The organism is Streptomyces sp. NPDC052701 (assembly GCF_040678355.1).
Lineage (GTDB): Bacteria > Actinomycetota > Actinomycetes > Streptomycetales > Streptomycetaceae > Streptomyces.
The window spans coordinates 60,546-78,944 of record NZ_JBFATO010000017.1 but is presented as its reverse complement, the minus strand read 5'-3'; the positions used below and the strand labels follow the sequence as shown (position 1 = coordinate 78,944).

Annotated in this window: 16 protein-coding genes and 1 pseudogene; 1 reads left to right on the top strand and 16 read right to left on the bottom strand. The window is 68.7% G+C overall.

Annotated elements, in window-relative coordinates:
- Nucleotides 1-167: 167 nt before the first annotated feature.
- From dhaM to dhaK, 3 genes are read right to left on the bottom strand one after another with little or no spacing between them, the layout of a single operon-like run.
- Nucleotides 168-578, bottom strand: a complete 411-nt coding sequence (gene dhaM / locus AB0L29_RS20585) for a dihydroxyacetone kinase phosphoryl donor subunit DhaM (RefSeq protein WP_365829106.1) — start codon at nucleotides 576-578, stop codon at nucleotides 168-170.
- A complete protein-coding gene (dhaL, locus tag AB0L29_RS20580; protein ID WP_365829104.1) occupies nucleotides 571-1,170 on the bottom strand; it encodes a dihydroxyacetone kinase subunit DhaL in 600 nt (199 codons plus the stop codon). Before dhaL ends, dhaM begins: the two co-directional genes overlap by 8 nt.
- 49 nt (nucleotides 1,171-1,219) lie before the next feature.
- A complete protein-coding gene (dhaK, locus tag AB0L29_RS20575; protein WP_365829102.1) occupies nucleotides 1,220-2,212 on the bottom strand; it encodes a dihydroxyacetone kinase subunit DhaK in 993 nt (330 codons plus the stop codon).
- A gap of 1,469 nt (nucleotides 2,213-3,681) precedes the next feature.
- Here dhaK and AB0L29_RS20570 point away from each other — a divergent pair.
- Nucleotides 3,682-3,891 (top strand): annotated as a pseudogene (locus AB0L29_RS20570) (transposase); the annotation flags it as partial.
- A gap of 4 nt (nucleotides 3,892-3,895) precedes the next feature.
- Here AB0L29_RS20570 and AB0L29_RS20565 read toward each other — a convergent pair.
- The 13 genes from AB0L29_RS20565 to AB0L29_RS20505 form a co-directional block, all read right to left on the bottom strand.
- The gene (locus tag AB0L29_RS20565; protein WP_365829100.1) at nucleotides 3,896-5,125 is read right to left on the bottom strand and encodes a pyridoxal-dependent decarboxylase; all 1,230 of its coding nucleotides are present in this window, start codon (nucleotides 5,123-5,125) and stop codon (nucleotides 3,896-3,898) included.
- 170 nt (nucleotides 5,126-5,295) lie between these two features.
- On the bottom strand, nucleotides 5,296-5,982 hold the full coding sequence (locus AB0L29_RS20560; RefSeq protein WP_365829098.1) for a M24 family metallopeptidase: 687 nt from the start codon (nucleotides 5,980-5,982) through the stop codon (nucleotides 5,296-5,298).
- Between the two features lie 21 nt (nucleotides 5,983-6,003).
- Nucleotides 6,004-7,218: an FAD-dependent oxidoreductase gene (locus AB0L29_RS20555; RefSeq protein ID WP_365829096.1), complete on the bottom strand. Its 1,215-nt coding sequence runs from the start codon at nucleotides 7,216-7,218 to the stop codon at nucleotides 6,004-6,006.
- Complete coding sequence (locus AB0L29_RS20550) at nucleotides 7,215-8,621, bottom strand: FAD-dependent oxidoreductase (protein ID WP_365829094.1); 1,407 nt, start codon at nucleotides 8,619-8,621, stop codon at nucleotides 7,215-7,217. Before AB0L29_RS20550 ends, AB0L29_RS20555 begins: the two co-directional genes overlap by 4 nt.
- 4 nt (nucleotides 8,622-8,625) lie before the next feature.
- Nucleotides 8,626-10,704, bottom strand: a complete 2,079-nt coding sequence (locus AB0L29_RS20545) for a molybdopterin oxidoreductase family protein (RefSeq protein WP_365829092.1) — start codon at nucleotides 10,702-10,704, stop codon at nucleotides 8,626-8,628.
- Nucleotides 10,697-12,073, bottom strand: coding sequence for a nitrate/nitrite transporter (locus AB0L29_RS20540; protein ID WP_365829090.1), 1,377 nt, complete (start codon nucleotides 12,071-12,073; stop codon nucleotides 10,697-10,699). The genes AB0L29_RS20545 and AB0L29_RS20540 overlap by 8 nt, the downstream gene beginning before the upstream one ends.
- A 118-nt stretch (nucleotides 12,074-12,191) precedes the next feature.
- Nucleotides 12,192-12,725 (bottom strand): NADPH-dependent FMN reductase, encoded by a 534-nt coding sequence (gene ssuE, locus AB0L29_RS20535; protein WP_365829088.1) that lies wholly within the window; start codon nucleotides 12,723-12,725, stop codon nucleotides 12,192-12,194.
- 83 nt (nucleotides 12,726-12,808) lie between these two features.
- Nucleotides 12,809-13,669 (bottom strand): PAS domain-containing protein, encoded by an 861-nt coding sequence (locus AB0L29_RS20530; protein ID WP_365829086.1) that lies wholly within the window; start codon nucleotides 13,667-13,669, stop codon nucleotides 12,809-12,811.
- Nucleotides 13,670-13,680: 11 nt separating this feature from the next.
- The gene (locus AB0L29_RS20525; RefSeq protein ID WP_365829083.1) at nucleotides 13,681-14,409 is read right to left on the bottom strand and encodes a thioesterase domain-containing protein; all 729 of its coding nucleotides are present in this window, start codon (nucleotides 14,407-14,409) and stop codon (nucleotides 13,681-13,683) included.
- Nucleotides 14,410-14,447: 38 nt separating this feature from the next.
- Nucleotides 14,448-14,687 (bottom strand): acyl carrier protein, encoded by a 240-nt coding sequence (locus tag AB0L29_RS20520; RefSeq protein ID WP_365829081.1) that lies wholly within the window; start codon nucleotides 14,685-14,687, stop codon nucleotides 14,448-14,450.
- Entirely contained in the window at nucleotides 14,687-15,259 is a 573-nt protein-coding gene (locus tag AB0L29_RS20515) for a hypothetical protein (protein ID WP_365829079.1), read from the bottom strand. The genes AB0L29_RS20520 and AB0L29_RS20515 overlap by 1 nt, the downstream gene beginning before the upstream one ends.
- Nucleotides 15,260-15,559: 300 nt before the next feature.
- On the bottom strand, nucleotides 15,560-16,774 hold the full coding sequence (locus AB0L29_RS20510; RefSeq protein WP_365829077.1) for an acyl-CoA dehydrogenase family protein: 1,215 nt from the start codon (nucleotides 16,772-16,774) through the stop codon (nucleotides 15,560-15,562).
- Nucleotides 16,771-18,387, bottom strand: coding sequence for an amino acid adenylation domain-containing protein (locus tag AB0L29_RS20505; protein WP_365829075.1), 1,617 nt, complete (start codon nucleotides 18,385-18,387; stop codon nucleotides 16,771-16,773). The genes AB0L29_RS20510 and AB0L29_RS20505 overlap by 4 nt, the downstream gene beginning before the upstream one ends.
- Between the last annotated feature and the right edge of the window lie 12 nt (nucleotides 18,388-18,399).

The following is an 18,399-nucleotide window of genomic DNA, read 5'->3' as shown; positions in this document are numbered from 1 at the left end:
GACCGGCACGGCGACGGCACGGGCCGGAGACGGCACGGACCGGCGCCGCCGCGCCCGGTCCGCGCCGTCGCACCGGAAGGACCGCCGTGACGGGAGGCGGCGGACGCTCCTGGACGTCCCGCCGCCGTCCGCCTGGTCCCGCAGCCGTGAAGCCGCCCGGCGCGTCCTCACACCTTCCGGTACGCGTACGCCTCCGTCGCCGCCGCCTCCACCGCTGCGAGGTCCGCTCCCGCCGCCGCCGTGACGACCGCGGCCACCGCACCCTCCACGAACGGCGCGTCGACCAGACGGGTGCCGTCCGGGAGCTCGTCGCCCTCCGCGAGCAGCGTCTTCACGGTGAGCACCGCGCTGCCCAGGTCCGTGAGGACGGCGACCCCGGCGCCGCGGTCGACCGACGCGGCGGCGGCCGATATCAGCTCGGCGCTCGTGCCGATCCCGCCGTCCTCGGTGCCGCCCGCCGCGGCGACGGGCACCGAGGCGCCGCCGCCCGCCAGCGCCTTCGCCAGTTCGGCCACGGACCGGGCCACCTGCGCGCTGTGCGACACCAGTACGATCCCCACCTGCTTTCCGTCACTCATCGGCGGCCTCCGCGAGTGCGGCGACGAGCAGCGCCGCCGAGGTGGCGCCGGGATCCTGGTGCCCGATGCTGCGCTCGCCCAGATAGCTCGCCCGGCCCTTGCGGGCCTGCAGCGGGATGGTCGCCTCGGCGCCCCGCTCGGCGGCGGTCCGCGCCGCGGCGAAGGAGTCGCCGAGCGCGTCCACCGCCGGGACCAGCGCGTCGATCATGGTCTTGTCGCCCGGCGCGGCACCACCCAGCGTCATCACCGCCTCCACACCGGTGCGCAGCGCCTCGGCCAACTGCGCCTCGCCGACCTCGGGGGCGTCCCCGAGCGCCTTGCCGGTCCGGCGCAGCAGCGTCCCGTACAGCGGCCCCGAGGCGCCGCCGACGGTCGAGATGAGCAGGCGGCCCGCGAGGGTCAGGACCGCGCCGGGCGTGGCGGGCGGCTCCTTCTCCAGGGCGGCGGTCACGGCCGTGAACCCGCGCTGGAGATTGCTGCCGTGGTCGGCGTCCCCGATGGGGGAGTCGAGGGCGGTGAGCCGTTCCGCCTCGCGGTCCACGGACGCGGCGGCCGCCGTCAGCCAGCGGCGGAAGAAGTCGGCGTCTAGCACTGGGTCTCCTTGCCTGCTCGGTACGTCGTGGTTCCTGTCCGTCCGCGTGTCACATGCCCCAGCGCAGCCCCGGCGTCTTCACCGGCGCGTCCCACAGCCGCAGCAACTCCTCGTCGACCTGGCACAGGGTGACCGAGGCACCCGCCATGTCGAGGGAGGTGACGTAGTTGCCGACGAGTATGCGGGCGACGGGGACACCGCGCTCGCCCAGGACCCGCTGCACCTCGGCGTTGAAGCCGTACAGCTCCAGCAGAGGGGTCCCGCCCATGCCGTTGACCAGCACCAGGACGGGATTGCGCGGGGTGAAGTCCGCCAGGATCGCGTCGACGGCGGCCTCGGCGATCTCACCCGAGGTCATCATCGGCCGCCGCTCCCGGCCGGGCTCGCCGTGGATGCCGATGCCCAGCTCCAGCTCGCCGCTCGGCAGGTCGAAGGTGGGGGTGCCCTTGGCGGGCGTGGTGCAGGCGCTCAGCGCGACACCGAAGCTGCGGGAGTTCTCGTTGACCCGGCGGGCGATGGACTCCACCTGCTCCAGCGGCAGGCCCGCCTCCGCCGCGGCGCCCGCGATCTTCTCCACGAACAGGGTGGCGCCGGTGCCGCGGCGTCCGGCCGTGTAGAGGCTGTCGGTCACCGCCACGTCGTCGTCGACCAGCACCCGGGCTATCTGGATGCCCTCGTCCTCGGCCAGTTCGGCGGCCATGTCGAAGTTGAGCACGTCCCCGGTGTAGTTCTTCACGACGAACAGCACCCCGGCCCCGCTGTCGACGGCCGCCGCGGCCCGCACCATCTGGTCGGGCACCGGCGACGTGAACACCTCACCCGGACAGGCCGCCGACAGCATCCCGGGGCCCACGAACCCGCCGTGCAGCGGCTCGTGCCCCGAGCCGCCGCCGGACACCAGGCCGACCTTTCCGGCCACCGGCGCGTCCCGCCGTACGATCACCCGGTTCTCCACGTCCACGGCCAGCTCCGGGTGGGCCGCCGCCAGGCCGCGCAGGGCGTCCGCGACCACGGTCTCCGGGACGTTGATGAGCATCTTCATGAGTACCTCCTGGTGAGGTCGGCAGGTGAGCCTGTGACCTCTGTTTCGGCTGGTCAAGGGATGTATCGCGAGCTGTGGATCCTGGCGGTCCACTGCGGTCGGAAACGGGTTGCGGCGGCGCTGATGCTGACTTGTCGCTGACTTCGGTGACGGCTCGTCGGATGCGCGGGTCGGTCGGGTGCGGGTCGGCGGGAGTGCTGTTATCGGCAGTATCGACCTTGCGGCAGCGAAGGTCACATGCGCAGACGCTCAGGTATGTGCTCGTGTGCCTGGCGCTGCCCTGCCGACTACGTCCCGAGGCCTGCCGCAAGGAAGGGCGGCACGTGTACGAGGCCGGCTCAGTGGGGCAGCGACGGGTGAGGGAGTTTGTCGTCAAGCGGTCCAGATGAGGGCACGGGCCTGCGCTTGTGTGGCTGCGCCCGTGGCTGACCTGGGCAGACAAGTCTTTCAGCGTCTTTCACGGGCGTGCCGCCTCACGCGGCCGACACTCCCCGCGCGCTCCCCGGCGATGCGGATACCCCCGGATTCTCCCCAGGGGAAGGCGTCGTCGCTACCGCGGCGAACCGCGAACCACCATCGCTGCGGGCAGGCTGGGTGATTACTGCGAGCGGGTGCTCCGTCGGCGGCCTTGCTCGTGGTCAGTTGTCCCAGAAGAGACCAGTGAACGCGGTGACCTGCGGAAACAGGTGGTCGAAGGTAATTGGCCCACGCGAGTGGCCTTTCAGCCCTTTCACGAACGTGCCCGTTGACGCAGCCGGAAGTCCAGAAAAGTTCCAGGGCACCGACTCCCACGGCCGACCGCCGTTCCCTCGGCGCATGCAGCCGCCTATGGGTGCGGTGGGGGCTGTTGCACATGCGTCGGTGACCGACAGGGCCGCCGCGCGACTGTGCTGCCGCCTTCCGCAGCGCCGACATGGGCTGGAACGGGCGCGAGGCCACGCGCAGGTGACCGCTCCTTCGAACCGTGTTCGGGAACGTGGCCCCTCTCCACGTAATCCCATCCCCGGCGAGCTGAGGCCGTATGCGCGGGAATGGAGTTCTTGCGGGCCTGGTCGGCGGGCTGGGCCATGAGGTGACGGGACGAGCGGCCCGTCGACTCGGCCGGCTTCCGCGCATCATGTGGAGTGCGCTGCCATTCTTGGACCCTATGCGAAGAGCGGACCCGCAGGCCGACTCCACCTGCGGGACCAGCTCACCTCCGCTCGCACGGAGAGCACCCTTCCTGACCTGCAGCGCTAGATCTGCTCTGCCACCTCTTTGCTCGCCCTCTCGAAGGCGATCAGCGTAAGTCCGTCGAAGTCCACCGGCGTACGACGTCGCGCTCCTGCCGTGCGTAGGCGGAGAGGGCGATCATCGAGGCCGTAGCGGTTGTATCTCCGGGTGCAGGGTTGTCATGTGCCGGCTGCGTGGTCGGCTCCTCCGGGGAGGGCGCCGACCACTGGGTCCCAGAGATCGACCAGTTGTTCTTCCGACCGGTCATCGCCGAACGAGGCCGGCCACACGGCTCTGGCCTGGGTATCTTCCGCCACGTGGTCGAGCGCACGATCGCCTGGCTGCACGGCTTCCGCCGACTGCGGATCCGCTGGGAGAGACGCGACGACATCCACGAAGCCTTCCTCGGCCTCGCCACCTGCCTCATTACCCACCGCCGCGTCCAACGCTTTTGTCAGGACCTCTAAGCGACTACAAGACGTCCAGCACGCGCCGCACCACTGTGCAGGAGTCTGCGTGCGGATTGGCGGCCACTGACCGGAACCAGCGCTGTCCGTCAATATCAGCCGTGCTGACCCAGGCAGCGTCCAATCGATCACGCACTGCTTCGGTGTTGCGGTCAGTCGGCCGCCAGTTGACAACTCCAGTGCGTGGAGGCCGCCACAGGGTGAGGCGCGATTCGGCTGTGACCAAATCTGCGAGAGAGTCCGCAGTGGTCAGACAGGCGTCGATGCGTTCGGTGATTCCCCGGGTGCCCCAGGCGAGCAGCGTGACAGCGAGGGGAAGAACCGAGGCTCCTCTGGAACCCAGCAGCCCGATGTTCGGGGCAGCCAGATACTCCCCGCTGAAACTGATCGCTCGTTGTGCTTCAGCGGCTCTGGCGAAGAGCACCATGGCGCTGCCTTTGGGCTGAAAGAACCATTTGTGCAGCGAGATGCCGACCGAGTCGGCCAGGTCCATCCCTTCCAGCACCTCGGCACGCGAGGAGAAACGTAGCGCTCCGGCCCATGCAGCGTCCACGTGACGCCAGGCCGCGCTCCGGCCGGCGGTCAACGCGTCCACTGCGCCGGTGGCGACCGTCCCAGCGGTCAGCACCAGTACGCTGCGCGACAGATCGTCGGGGAGCAAGTCCTCGCGCAGGCTCTGCCGATCGTCGACGGGCACTTGGAGGTAATCCATGCCCAGAATACGGGCGGCTTTGGCGACGCTCAGATGCGCAACCGAGGAGGCGACCACTCGTGTTGCACCCGTCAGTTCCCTGGCCGCCCAGAGCGCGGTGAGGTTGGCAATGGTGGAGCCCGGAACGAAGTGGCCTCCGTCCATTCCGTATGCGGAGGCCATCCACCGCATCACCCGATCCTCCAGCGCACGCGCTGCGGGGGCAGTATCCGGGTGCAGGAGATTCTGGTTGGTCGCCGCTGCCCACATCACGGCCGCCCAGGCGTGCCACGGCGTGGGAGGGTCCATGTGTGCGAAGAAGCCCGGGTGGTCAAGGCGGCTGGCCTTCTCGAATGCCGTGGCCGACAGTGCGTTGAGCGCGGCGTGGCCGCCGATGCCGTCCCGGGGCAGTTCATCCGGCAGGTCGACTGTTATGTCTGGGGCGACGTGCGGTACCCCTGGATTCCGCAGCTCGTGCAGCAGTGTGTGCACCGCATGGGTCAGTCCCGATTCGTCCGGGAGGAAATCACTGTCAAAGTTCACGGCCGCTCTGCTCCCTTCCTGGTGGAGTTGCTCGATCCGGCCTGCTCCGCGCCATGAGCGGGTCGTCGGCACACCGGTTCAGCAAGGAGTCCCATTGATGCGGTCCTGCAGTACGCGGCGGGTACGGGACCGGCATCCGCCTCTGCGTGAGCGCCGCACATCACCTTTCCTCACAAGTCCAGGAGATCTTCGTAGAACCCGCCGAAGCCGCCACGCCGATCGATCAGGTGGATCTCCAAGATCCAGTGGCAGACCCGGCCCGAGCGGTCCCGCCGGCGTAGCGGCAGGTCGTTGCCGGGTGTGATGTATGACTGGACGAGTGCGTCCTTGATGCGTTCGTGCGGGAACTCCCCCACCAGGTGCCCGGCGTGCCAGCCGCCCAGCTCCCACCCGGAATCCCGGGCGAGCTGCTTGATCTCCGCGTACAGGCGCGCTGCCGTCATCCCAGGGCGGCTGTCGAAGAGGCGCTTGCCCTCGGCGAACAGACCGGGAAGGGCATCGCGGAGTCGCAACCGGGCGGCGTCGTTGCCAAGCACATATGTACGTCCGAAGTCAGCTTCCCACTGGTCGAAGATCGGCCCGAAGTCCACGAAGGCAATGTCGTCGGCACCGATCACTCGATCGGGCGGATTGTCCTCGTACGGCCTGAGGGTGTTAGGTCCGCACCGCACGATTCGCTTGTGCCAATACCGTGTAGTGCCGAACAGATCGTGCGCCAGGTCCCGAACCTCGTCGCTGGCAGTGCGCTCCCGTTTGCCAGGCGTGATCAGTCCTCGGGCACTCACTTCGGTGAACAGTTCGGCGGCCTGTGCCCGGGCTTTCAGCAGCTGTGCCGCACGGGCGGACTCATCGAGCATGGGTGTCCTCACAGGTATCGGCTAGAGCGACGGATCGGGGAACAGCACGCGCTCCAGGTCGGCGGCCGGCGGTCGGCCAACCAGGGCGGCGAGGTCGGTCCGGGAGCCTGTCTCCCCCGCGAGCATTCCACCGAGCAGGGCTCCCGTGTCTCGGCGCAGAAAAATCTTGGCGTAGCGGGAGACACCTTCTTGGAAGGTCATCTCAACGGCACTGCCGCCCTCATTCGACGTACTCCCGAACGTCGCCACGTGTACGCCGAGCAGTTTCAGCTCGGTGGAAGTGTCCATGGTGTCGAGCGGCTCGCTGGGACGGCCTGTCAGTTGACGGGCGACGCTCTGCGCCATCCGGTATCCCGGTGCGACCAAGCCATAACAGCGTCCTAGCACGGCCGCGCACTCTCCGACGGCCCAGATGCGGTCGTCCGAGGTCCGGCAGAAGGCGTCTGTGAGATACCCGCCATGGTCACCGAGCCGCAGAGCCGGAGCGATCGGCAGGTCGTCCCGGGGGCGTACCCCGACGGCAAAGACGACCAGGTCGGTATCGAGCGCGGTGCCATCGCTCAGGGTGACGGACCGCACCGCGCCGTGCGACCCGGCGTTCACTGTCGTGACCGTGGTGCCGCAGTGCAGTTGCAGGCCTAGGTGCTTGGCCCTGTGCTGCAGGACGTGTGCGGCTTGCGCGTCGAGTTGCGTCGGCATCAGGTGGGGCGCGGCCTCCACGAGGTGTGGTCGCATTCCCAGCAACTGCAGTCCCTGCGCCGCCTCCAGCCCCAGCAAGCCGCCGCCGACGACGACCGCAGGCCGTCCCGGTCGAACCGCGGCACGCAACGCCTCAGCGTCCTCCAGCGTCCGCTGGACGAAACAGTTGCCGAGTTCCCGGCCGGGCACAGGCGGGACGAACGGATGTGAACCGGTGGCTAGCACCAATGCGTCGTACGGGAGTTCGTTGCCGTCGGCCGTCCGTACCGTGCGTGCTTGCCGATCGACATGGACAGCCGGCGTTCCGGAGTGCACTTCGATCCGTGGGTCCGCCAGGAACCCGGTTGTGACAAGGCTGAGTTCTGCCTTGCTGCGGCCTCCGAGGTAGGTGGACAGCCGCACACGGTCGTAGGCCGGTTCCCGTTCCTCGCCTAGCACAACCACGCGCCACTGGCGATCCCGGTCCAGCTCGCGGAGGGTGTCCACGAGCCGATGACCGATCACCCCGTGCCCGATTACGACCAGGGTGGCTGTCATGGTGTCGGCTCCAGCTCCTGTCCGGCGGAATCTGCCCAGCTTGCACAGAGCCTTTCCAACCGCTCGGTGCAGCTGCCGCAGCCTGTGGTGGCACGAGTGGCCCGAACCAGAGCGGGAACTGTCCGAGCGCCGAGTTCCCAGGCGCCAGCGAGTTGTCGTTGGGAGACGTGGTTGCACAGGCACACCATGGAGTCCGTCCGATTGGCGTCCTCGACTGGGGGGAAGTCCTGCCGGATACCCAGAAAGAGGCTCAGTCGGTCGGAGGGGACGGGCAGGCCGCGCCTGTGCAGATGGCTGACAGTGGCGATCGCATCCGACAGGCCGAGCAGCACGGCGGCGGTGATCCGGTCGCCGTCCAGCGCCAGCCGCGCATAGCGTCGGCCTACGGGGTCGGACAGGCCGACGATCCGGATGTCGCTGTGCTGGAAGGCGGCGGGTGGCCCGATGCACGCCACGTCCACGGCATGAGTGCGCAGGCGCAAAACAGCGGGAGTGGGCCGGTGTGTCACCTCACGGCCGGTCAGCACTGCGGTGAGGGTGTCGGCCTGCGCGAGCGCGGACTCATGGCCTGCCACGGTGCGGCCCGCGTGCTCGGCACAGTCCCCGATGGCGTAGACACGGCTGTCACTGGTACACAACGCATCGTCCACGACGATTCCGTGATGCACCCTGATGCCGGCCGCGCGGGCGAGCCGGACTTCGGGTTCCACGCCGGTGCACAGCACCAGACTGTCGGCCGCCGCCTCGGTGCCGTCGTCGAGTAGCAGGCGGCCCGGCTCGCGACGTACGGCCCGGCGCCCGCCGAGGACGCTGACGCCGGCCTCTTGCAGTCGTGCGGTCAGTAGTGCCGCACCGCTACCGAGCCGTTCGTGCAGCGGGTGGGGTCCGGAGCAGACCAGGGTGGTCACGGTGCCCCGTAGGGCCAGCGCACTCGCCGTCTCCACGCCGAGCGGTCCGCCTCCGAGTACCGTCACGGCTGTGCCCTGTATGCGGTCACAGTCGGTAATCTCGCGCAGTGTGGTGACACCCGGCGCGAGCCGCCCGGTCCGGTCTCTCGCCCCGGGGAGCGGGGGGATCACCGGACGGGCGCCGCAGGCGAGTACGAGGACGTCGTAGGAGTGTGTGGTGACGGTGTCCCCTTGTCGGGCGTGCACCACGCGGCGGGCGGTGTCGACGGCGGTCGCGACGGCTCCGGTCAGCACACGGGCGCCGGGGTCGGCTTCCGGGCGGAGCATGTCGGCATCGAGCCGGCCCTGCAGGACGGTGGTCAGCAACGGACGGTGCTGGACAGGGTGGTACTCCGCGGACAGCACGGTCACGGTTCCGTCGTGCCCGTGACGCCGCAACCCACTCAGCAGCCGGTGAGTAGCGGGGCCATGACCGATGACAAGGATGTGGCTCACGGCGTCACTCCGGGAGGGGGTCGAGCCGGACAGCGCTGACCTTGAATTCGGGCATGCCGCTACGAGGGTCCAGAGCAGGGTTGGTGAAGAGGTTGGCTCGGCCGTCCCCGCCGAAGTGAAAGGGGACGAACACGGTGTCCGGTCGCAGCGTGGGATCGAGCCGGACACGGGCGGTCATGCCGCCTCGGACCGAGGTCACCCGTGCCAGGGCTCCGTCGGCCAGTCCGTGACGGGCCGCCGTGTCCGGGTGGACCTCCACAAATGCTTCGGAGGCGACTGCGGCGAGTTCGGCCACGCGGCGGGTCTGCGCACCTGACTGGTAGTGGGCGAGGATACGGCCGGTGGTGGCGTGCACGGGGTACTCCGCGTCGGTGCCTTCGGCCGGTCCGTCGTGCTCGACGTCGGCGAAACGCGCACGTCCGTCGGGGTGGGCGAATTTGTCGAGGAACAGGCGGGGGGAGCCCGGATGTGAGGTGTCGGTGTCCGGGCACGGCCAGTACAGAGCCTCGCCCGCGTCCAGTCGGTCGTAAGTGATGCCTGAGTAGTCCGCACGTCCACCCCTGGAAGCGGCGCGCAGTTCCTCAAAGACCTCGCGGGGCTCCGTCGGATAGTGCTCGGCCGGTTCACCGAGCCGTACGGCGATGTCGTGCAGGATCTCCAGGTCGCTGCGAACCAGCGGCGGTGGACTGAGCAGGGCACGCCGGCGCAGGACCCGGCCCTCCAGATTGGTCAGGGTGCCCTCCTCCTCCGCCCACTGGGTTACCGGCAGGACCACATCGGCTGCCCGCGCCGTCTCGGAGGGGACGAAGTCGGCCACGACCAGCAGGTTCAGTGAGGCGAGGCGCGCCGCGATCCGCGCCGCGTGCGGGGCGGAGACCACCGGGTTGGAGCCCAGGACGAGCAGCGCGCGAGGTCCGTGCTCCTCACCGAGTGCGTCGAGCAGTTCGTACGCCCGCAGTCCGGGTCCGGGCAGCCGATCGGGCGGCACCCCCCAGACACCGGCAACGTGGGCGCGGTCCGCGGGATCGGTCAGCGAACGGTAGCCCGGCAGTTGGTCGGTCTTCTGTCCGTGCTCGCGTCCGCCCTGGCCGTTGCCCTGGCCGGTGAGACAGCCGTAGCCGCCGCCCGGAGTGCCCGGCAGGCCGAGGGCCAGCGCGAGGTTGATGAATGCCGCCGCTGTCGCCGCGCCCTGCCGGTGTTGCTCGACACCGCGGCCGGTCAGGATGTAGCTGTCGCGGCTCTCGGCGAGCAGATGGACGGCCGTGCGCTGGGCGTGCGCGGAGACGCCGGTGACGGCCTCGGTACGCTCGGGCCACCATGCGGCGGCGCGGGCCGCGACGGTCTCGAACCCGCGGGTGCGTTGGTCGATGTACGCCTTGTCGACCAGTCCGTCGGTGATGGCCAGGTGCAGCAGTCCCAGCGCGAGGGCCAGGTCGGTGCCGGGCGCGGGTTGCAGATGCAGTGTGGCACGGCGGGCGGTGGCGCTGTGGCGCGGGTCCACGACGATCAGCCGGGCTCTGTCGAGATGTTGCATCAGGGGAGGCATGGTTTCGGCGACGTTGGCCCCGGCCAACAGCACGGTCTGCGCCCGCGCGAGGTCGGTGACGGGAAAGGGCAGGCCCCGGTCCACGCCGAAGGCGTCGTTGCCGGCCGCAGCGGCGGACGACATGCAGAAGCGGCCGTTGTAGTCGATATTGCTCGTCCTCAAGGCCAGCCGGGCGAACTTGCCGAGCATGTAGGCCTTTTCGTTCGTCAGGCCGCCCCCGCCGAAGACGGCCAATGCGTCCGGGCCGTACCGGGCTCGGACGCGGCTCAGGCCATCGGCGACGGTGTCCAGAGCGCTGCCCCATGAGGCGGTCAGGAGCCTGCCGTCACGGCCCCGCACGAGGGGAGTGGTCAGTCGGTCGGGTGCGGTGAGGACTTCTTGCGCGGTCCAGCCCTTTTGGCAGAGTCGGCCGCGGTTGACCGGGAAGTCGGCGGGCTCGACGGTCACGGCTGCGGCACTGCGGCCGGTGATCCGGGTGCCGCATTGCAGAGCACAGTACGGGCAGTGTGTCTGGATCGTGGCGAGGGCGTCAGGCACGGCTGGTCTCCCGTATCCCGTCCTGTGCGGTCGAGTCCTGGGCCGCCTCCTGGCGGAGGTAGACGGACCGGATGATCAGGACGCACACGCTGTAGTAGACGAGGAAGGACAGGAAGGCGGGTGTTCCGGAGCCGGAACCGTCCGCGTAGGAGACCGTGAAGGCGACGTTGATGGCCGCCCCGCCCAGCGCTCCCACAGCGCCGGCGATGGAGATGGCCGCGCCGGACAGCCGGCGGGCCCGTGCGAAGGCCTGGGTGGCGTCGGCGCCGCCGGTCACGGCGACCTCCGCGCGCCGGGCGAAGACGCCGGGAATCATCTTGTAGGTGGACCCGTTGCCCAGGCCGCTGAGGACGAAGAGCGCGGTGAATCCGCCGACGAACAGCCCGAAGGAGCTGGTGAGGGAGGCGACGACGAGCAGCGTGGTTCCGGTGGCCATACCGAGGAAGTTCCAGAGGGTCACACGCGCTCCGCCCAGCCGGTCGGCCAGCCGGCCGCCCAGTGGCCGGAAGAGGGAACCGAGGAGCGGGCCGAGGAAGGTGTACCCCATCGCCTGCACGGGTGAAGTGCCGAACTCGTACTGAAGCACCAGTCCGAAGGCGAAGCCGAATCCGATGAATGAACCGAACGTGCCGATGTAGAGCAGGGAGATCCACCAGGTGTCCGGGCATCGGGCGGCCTCGCGCTGAACCTTGGGGGCGGTGCGGACGGCGTCCACGTTGTCCATCAACCGTGCTGCCAGGACCGCGACGACGATGATGAGCGGCAGGTAGACGGCCGCGACGTACTCCGGATGGTCACGTCCGGTGGTGTGGATCACCGCGAGGCCGATCAGCTGGACCGCCGCGACCCCGAGGTTGCCGCCTCCGGCGTTGAGTCCCAAGGCCCAGCCCTGGTGTCGTTGCGGGAAGAAGGCGGTGATGTTTGTCATGGACGAGGCGAATGTGCCGCCGCCCGCCCCGCCGAGGGCGCCGATGAGCAGGAACACCCACAGCGGTGTGCCGGGCTGTCCCACGAAGTACAGGACGAGTGTGGCGGGGACGAGCAGGATCAGCGTGGCGAACACGGTCCAGTCGCGCCCGCCGAAACGGGTGACTGCGTAGCTGTAGGGCAGTCTCAGCAAGGCTCCGACGATCGTGGGGGTAGCCACCAGCAGGAACTTTTCGCCGGGCGTGAACGCCAGTCCGGTTTCGGGGGTCATGAAGAGCACAAGGACGGACCACAAGGTCCACACCGAAAAACCGATGTGCTCGCTGAGAACGGACAGGGCGAGATTGCGGTGGGCCACGCGACGACCGCTCTGGTGCCAGGCGTCCTCGTCCTCGGGGTCCCAGCCGGTGAGCCATGTGCGCTTCGAGTTCTTTTCAGCCATGGTGTGGGTACTCCGGACCGCGCCTTTTGGTTCGGCGCGGACTTGGGGCTGCGGTGGGGGCGGGACGACGGTGTCCGAGCGCGGGCTACGGTGGTTCAGATGTCGCTGGGCGGTGCGGTCAGACGCGTGCGACCAGGGCCTTGCGGAACTGCTCGATGACGCCGTCCAGCAGGTCGGCGCTTTCGGGCCGGATGTCCAGGCCGCCGTCGAGCCGGGTCAGGTGCGTGTCGAGCAGGAAGAAGCTCTGTACGACGTGCCGGGCACCGAGCGAGTGCGCCACCGGGCGCAGTGCGTAGTCCAGTACCAGCACGTGTGCGGTGCTGCCGCCGGTGGCCAGTGGAAGGACGACCTTGTGTGTGAAGCCGTGCTGGGGAAGCAGATCCAGGAACATTTTCAGCAGTCCGGAAAAGCTCGCCTTGTAGGTCGGCGTGGCCAGGACGATGCCGTCGGCCAGGGCGACCTGATTCAGGGCCTCGGCGATCTGTGGGTCTGCGATGTCTGCCCTGAGTAGCGGTTCCGCCGGGAGGTCGCGTACTTTCAGATGCCCGGCGTGCCATTCGTCCTCGGCCAGCCGCCGTGCTACGTAGTCACCGACGAGTTCGGTCCGGGAGATCGGGGAAGGGCTCCCCGAGATCACCAGCACGTGGGACATGGTCACTCCCATGGAGGGGCGGGTTGAGGTCGTCTGCGGTCCGGGAGGGGGCCCGGTACGGGCGGGCCCCCTCCCGGCGTGGTTCAGGACGGCCAGCCGAAAGCGCTGACGGTGTCACGGGCGCGCTGCGGCTCGGGGTCGTTGAAGACGAAGCAGCGCGTGTTGGAGACGCTGCCGCCGGCCGCCTGCGCCGTGGAGAAGATCAACACCGGCTTCGGGGCGCCGTCCCGGGTGACGAAGTTCGCCCGGAAGTTGATGATCGGCGAGTCCTCGTCCCACCGGGAGAGGAAGTCGTCCAGCAGGCCCTGGTCTTCGTAGATCTTGCGGATGTGCTGGCCGACGTACTCCGTCGGCTGTCCGCTGTACTCGACCAAGGCGACGTCGGCCGGGTTGGCGTGCATGACCTGGCCGTTGACGCCGATCAGGTGGATGGCCACCGGCGCGACCTCGTAGAACTCGCGCAGCACCGACTCGTGTTCCTTGGTCGGGGCCAGGACCGGGTTGCTCCGTTCGTCGACCGCGCGGATCCAGGCGGCGGCGTCGGAGGTGGGGTCCACGTCGCTGGTGCTGGGGACCGGCAGCCGCTGGCCGAGTTCCGGTCGGCTGACCCAGTGGATCCTGGCGTTGTCACCTGCGCCGGCGACTACGGCGTTCACTGCGGAGGCGCGCTCCTGCGTGCCGTCGGCGCTGAGGTAGGTGACTCGGGCGTTCTCGATGCGGCCGTTCTTGTCCAGGTCTGCCAGCAGCTGCGGGAGCGCGTCGTTGCCCGCGGCCCGGATCCGGCCGCCGAGGTGGTCGGCCTCTCCGTGCATGAGGACGGACTGCGCCTTGTTGTGCAGCAGGACGGCACCGGTTCGGTCGGTGATCGTGATGCCGACGGAGCTGTTACCGACCACGTCGATCAGCTGCTCGATGGTGGGTGCGCTGGGGTGCTCGGCTGTCATGTTCGACTCCTTCATGTGGGTGGTGAGGCAGGTAGGGGGCCGCGGCGGCCGTCCACCAGGTCGGTAAGGACTCCGGCGACGGCAGCCCGGTTGGAGAGGTAGTAGTCGTGTCCGCCGGGAAAGGTGAACGTCCCGAGGAGCGGGCCGGTGGTGAAGGAGGCCCATGGGGCCATGTCGGCGGGCCGGGCGAAGGGATCGTCCGCGCCGCTGAACAGCGCGATCGGTGCGCGGACCGACCGGTGGGTGACACGGTGTTCCCGGCGCATCCGCACGTCCCGTGCCAGCCATGTACCGCCTGGGCCGTCGTCCTGGCCGGTGGTGTGCTGCAGTGCCGTGAACGCTGCGGCCACGGCGGTGCGCGAGGTGTGGCCGGGCTCCCGGGCGCCGGAGACGGACAAGCTGCGAACGGCGTACCGGGGGTGGGCCTCGAGCCGGATGACCAGTTCGTAGGCGGACAGCGCGCCGAGGCTGTGTCCGAAGAGGTGCAGTCGCCGTCCGTGCGGCAGCAGTGCGGTGATGTCGTCCAGCCAGCGATCGACGGCGGCCGTCACGGATCCGGGTTCCTCCTGGCCGGCCAGTCGGCCGCGCCCGGGCATTTCGCAGTGGAGGGCGGGCAAGGTTTCCGGCAGGTACTCTCCGACGGAGAGGTAGGGCGACTCGACACTTCCGGCGGGCGGAAGAAACAGCACGGCATCGGTCGTTCCTTGAAGGCTGCCTTGTATCATGACGGCCCGTTCCACTATGCCACCTCCTCGCATCGCGGCACGACTGTTCTCACCTATACGGAGAGGAAGTTTTTTTCGATGTCCTTGAGGGTGCGGAAGGAGTCGAGGTCGACGGCTGTGAACTCCATCATTTCGCCGCGCAACTCTTCGATGTGCAGGACAAGTTCCACGAATTGCAGTGAACTGATGATCCGTGACTCGATGATGTCGGTTTCCGGATTCACGTCGTCCTCGGTGAGTTCGGGGTTGCGGCGAAGGATCCAGGCGCGTACGTCCCGCCAGGTGGCCGCCATCACAGAATCTCCGAGCCGGCCAGTTGTGTGACGAAGGCGTTGAACGCCGCGACCCGGTCGGCGACCTCTGAGATGAGCGCCAGGTCGGAGGGACTGATCGGGCCACGCCGGTGCCCCTCGCCGCGCAGCGCGATCAGATGGCCCCCGTGCACTCCCCGGTAGGTCATGGGCAGGGCCACAGCCGACTCCGCCTGCCACTGGTGCAGCCGCGTCAGGTGCCCCGGGTCGGTCTGCTTCACCAGGCCTTCGTGTGCGCTGATCACGATCTTTTCGGTGTCGTTCTCGGAGAGGAGGTTCCGCACCCCCTCCAGTGCCGTGGAGTAACCGGTCGGCGACTGGACGACGAGCTGGGAGTGGGTGGCCAGGGCCCCCAGGGAGATGGCGGAGGCGAAGAACGGGACACAGGCCTTGGCGACCGCCGGCACGACCTCCTTGAGCTGAGGGGTCTGCTGCACGGTTGCACTGATGTGGGCGAGGAATCCGAGGGATTCCTCGGCGGCTTTGCGGCCCGCAATGTAGCGCAGTGCGGTGTTCCAGTTTTCGGTCGAGGTTTTCTGGTCGTTCTCAGGCATGAATATCCCTCAGTGGCGAAGGTGCTGGGGAGGTCGCAGTGCGGGAATTTGGAGAATTCATCCGCACGATTGCCAGGAGATGAGCAGCTCCAGTCGTGCTGGCTTTTTCGCACTTTGACCCTAGCAGTGGCATTCGCGCGCCGCAACACCTTCCCCTTTTCCTGGACCATTACCGGGAATAGGGTCGGCAAAGAAGCGCGCGTATATCCGTGAAACGGTCCGGCTGTTATTCCGTGACGGAATTGCGTGAACCGTGGGGTGATGTGTGCGCCGTAGTGGGCCGGTGGCGGCCTACCAGGGTCAGACGAAGCGGACGTCCGGGTCGAGCAGGCACAGCTGCCCGTCAGCGAGGTGCAGCCGGTCGTTGCTGTAGTTGAGCGCGGCCGACCGCAGGTCCCGCAGGCTCTTTTCCAGCCGTGTCGGCGAATCCTGCAGATATCCGTGGCGCAGACCTACGGCGTCCACCAACTCGTCGACGGCCCGGTAGCACTCCTCGGAGGCGGTGATCTTCAGACTGTTCAGTTGGAGCTGACTGCTCGCGTCGGACAGGTCGACGTTGCTCGCCACCAAAGTCTCAGTACGGCGGAGCAGGGCGTGGACCGTGTCGAGGCGCTGCCTCACCCGGGAGAGCCGGGTCATCAGCAGTTGCGAGCTCAGGTCGAAGCGTTTGCGGCCGGCCGGGTCGCGTAGCAAGCGCACCACTCGGGACAGGGCCCCGGCCGCGGTGCCCAGCCATACCGCTGACCAGCCGATGTGGGCCAGTGGTCCGAACACGGACTGTGCGATCTGGTGGAAGGCGCCGTGTTGACCGATCACCTGGTGTGCGGGGATGGATCCGGTGAGCGTCAGGGGCAGGCTGTGGCTGGCGCGCATCCCCATCGGGCACCACTCGCCGGTGCCCTCGATCCGCAGCTGATGCCGGTGGGCGTAGACGAGGGAGACGTGGTGGTCGGCGGTCGCGTGCGGGCTGCGCATGGTGATGAGGAATCCATCCGCCGCGGCGCCGCCCGTCACGATCGGCGCGACCCGGTCGATCATCAGGGTGCCGTCGCTCTCCTGCAAGGGCGCGTACGAGCGGAACAGATGACCGCCCTTGCCTGGTTCGGTGGTCACCGAGGCCAGGTACAAGTCGCCGGCGGCGAGTTGGGCGAGCAGTTCTTCACGCAGTGGTGAGGCGGCGTACCGGACGATCGCCTCGGACTGCTGGCAATGCATCGCGAAAATCATCCCGACGGACATATCGACACGGCCGAGAGCCATGCTGGCGTCCACCAGATCGGTGAGGGTGCCCGAACAGCCTCCGTGTTCGGCGGGTACGAGCAGCCCCAGCAGTCCGGTGCGGCGCATCTGCGCGAGGGCCTGCTCGGGGAAGACGGCGTCGCGATCGGTGGCCTCCAGGTGCTCCTCGGCCACCCGTGCAACGGAGGCGACACGCTCGGCGAGACTCGTCGCTGCCCCCTCCTGGGCCGACGCGGACGTCTGCGGTGGTGTGACCTTGGCCGAAGTAGTCGTCACGATGCCTCATTCCGGTGGACGGCGGACGTGTGCAGCGACCGGTGGTCGATCTTTCCGTTGTGGGTCAGGGGCAACGCGTCCCACTCCCGCCAGCGCCTGGGCACCATCGCGGCCGGCAGCTGCGCGTTCAGCGCCTCTTGCAGTACGGTCGCGGAAACCGGGGTGCGTACGCTGTAGTGGGCGACCAGTTCACCGTGCTCGCCCTCGCCGGAGACGACGACCGCGCACTGGTCCACGGCCGGGTGCCGGCTGAGTACCACCTCGATCTCACCCAATTCCATCCGGACTCCGGACACCTTCACCTGGCGGTCACTGCGGCCGAGGTAGTACACGACGCCGTTGTCGACGCGGGCCAGGTCGCCTGTCCGGTACAAGCGGCCGGTAGCGGAAGTGGCGTCGAAGGGGTCGCGGAAGAAGGCTCGATTCGTGGCGTCGGGGTCGTTGAGATAGCCCAGGCCCACACCCGTGCCGCCAACGAACAACTCACCGCTTTCGCCCGGTTCCGCCGCCCGCCACCGGCCGCTCTCGGTCTCCTCGACCAGTACGTACAGCGCGGTGTTGGCGACAGGGATGCCAACGGGCAGTCGAACACCGGTCAGGTCAGCGGCCGTCACGACATGGTGGGTCACGTCATCCGAGCACTCCGTGGGACCGTATGCGTTGACTATGGACACGTGAGGCAGGACTCCCAGAGCACGTTCGGCGACCGCCGGATACAGCTCCTCCCCGGTGGACAGCAGCCACCGCAGTGAGGGCAGTCCCCTCTCGCCGCCGACGCGGCTCAGATGGTCCGCGAGCCAGCCGATGACGGTGGGGACGAGTTCCACGACGGTGACGGCCGCAGTATCAAGGACGTCGATGAGCCAGCGGGGCAGACGCATGGCATCGTCGCCCACCACTACCAGCCGTCCGCCGACCAGCAGTGGGCACAGCATCTGCCAGACGGAGATGTCGAAGACCAGCGGAGCGGTGAACGCGACCGCGTCGTCCGGGCCCAGGTCCAGATCGGTCGCCTTGGCCCACAGATGGTTGAGCATGCCCTGGTGCTCGACCACGGCCCCCTTGGGCCGGCCGGTGGTGCCGGAGGTGAAGATCGTGTATCGGACTTCGTGGGAGCGGTCGCCACTGCGGCTCGGCAGTGTGGCGGCCTGGGCGTTTGACTCCGGCAGGAGCAAAATGTCGGTCTTCCCGGTCACGGCGGCCGCCCGCGCCGCGTGCGCGGTGCCGCCGCTGTAGTCCACCAGTAGCCTGGCCCGGCTGCGACCGAGTACGTCACGGACACGAACTTCGGGCCAGTTCTGGTCGAGCGGCAGATACGAGGCGCCCAGGGCTTCCAGCGCGAGGAAGACGACCGGGGTGTGGACGCTGCGGCTTCCGACTGTGGCCACGACGTCACCGGGTCGCACCCCTGCGGTGCTCAGCGCGTCCCGCGTCGCCGCGACGCGGCCCAGTAACTCTTGGTAGCTCACGGTTCGATCGCCGTCGACAACGGCCGGGCGGTCGGGGTCGCGTTCGGAGTGACCGATGACATGGTCCAGCAGGGCGGTCCCGGTATCGAGCGCACGGGTATGGCGCAGGGCGAGCTTTCGCGCTCGGTCAACGCTGTCGGGCATCAGGGGAAGTTG

What these genes read in the sequence shown, in the direction of transcription:
- dhaM (WP_365829106.1), bottom strand. Translation starts at nt 578, where the DNA reads ATGAGTGACGGAAAGCAGGTGGGGATCGTACTGGTGTCGCACAGCGCG.
- dhaK (WP_365829102.1), bottom strand. Translation starts at nt 2,212, where the DNA reads ATGAAGATGCTCATCAACGTCCCGGAGACCGTGGTCGCGGACGCCCTG.
- AB0L29_RS20560 (WP_365829098.1), bottom strand. Translation starts at nt 5,982, where the DNA reads ATGCTCGATGAGTCCGCCCGTGCGGCACAGCTGCTGAAAGCCCGGGCA.
- AB0L29_RS20555 (WP_365829096.1), bottom strand. Translation starts at nt 7,218, where the DNA reads ATGACAGCCACCCTGGTCGTAATCGGGCACGGGGTGATCGGTCATCGG.
- AB0L29_RS20540 (WP_365829090.1), bottom strand. Translation starts at nt 12,073, where the DNA reads ATGGCTGAAAAGAACTCGAAGCGCACATGGCTCACCGGCTGGGACCCC.
- ssuE (WP_365829088.1), bottom strand. Translation starts at nt 12,725, where the DNA reads ATGTCCCACGTGCTGGTGATCTCGGGGAGCCCTTCCCCGATCTCCCGG.
- AB0L29_RS20530 (WP_365829086.1), bottom strand. Translation starts at nt 13,669, where the DNA reads ATGACAGCCGAGCACCCCAGCGCACCCACCATCGAGCAGCTGATCGAC.
- AB0L29_RS20520 (WP_365829081.1), bottom strand. Translation starts at nt 14,687, where the DNA reads ATGGCGGCCACCTGGCGGGACGTACGCGCCTGGATCCTTCGCCGCAAC.
- AB0L29_RS20515 (WP_365829079.1), bottom strand. Translation starts at nt 15,259, where the DNA reads ATGCCTGAGAACGACCAGAAAACCTCGACCGAAAACTGGAACACCGCA.
- AB0L29_RS20505 (WP_365829075.1), bottom strand. Translation starts at nt 18,387, where the DNA reads ATGCCCGACAGCGTTGACCGAGCGCGAAAGCTCGCCCTGCGCCATACC.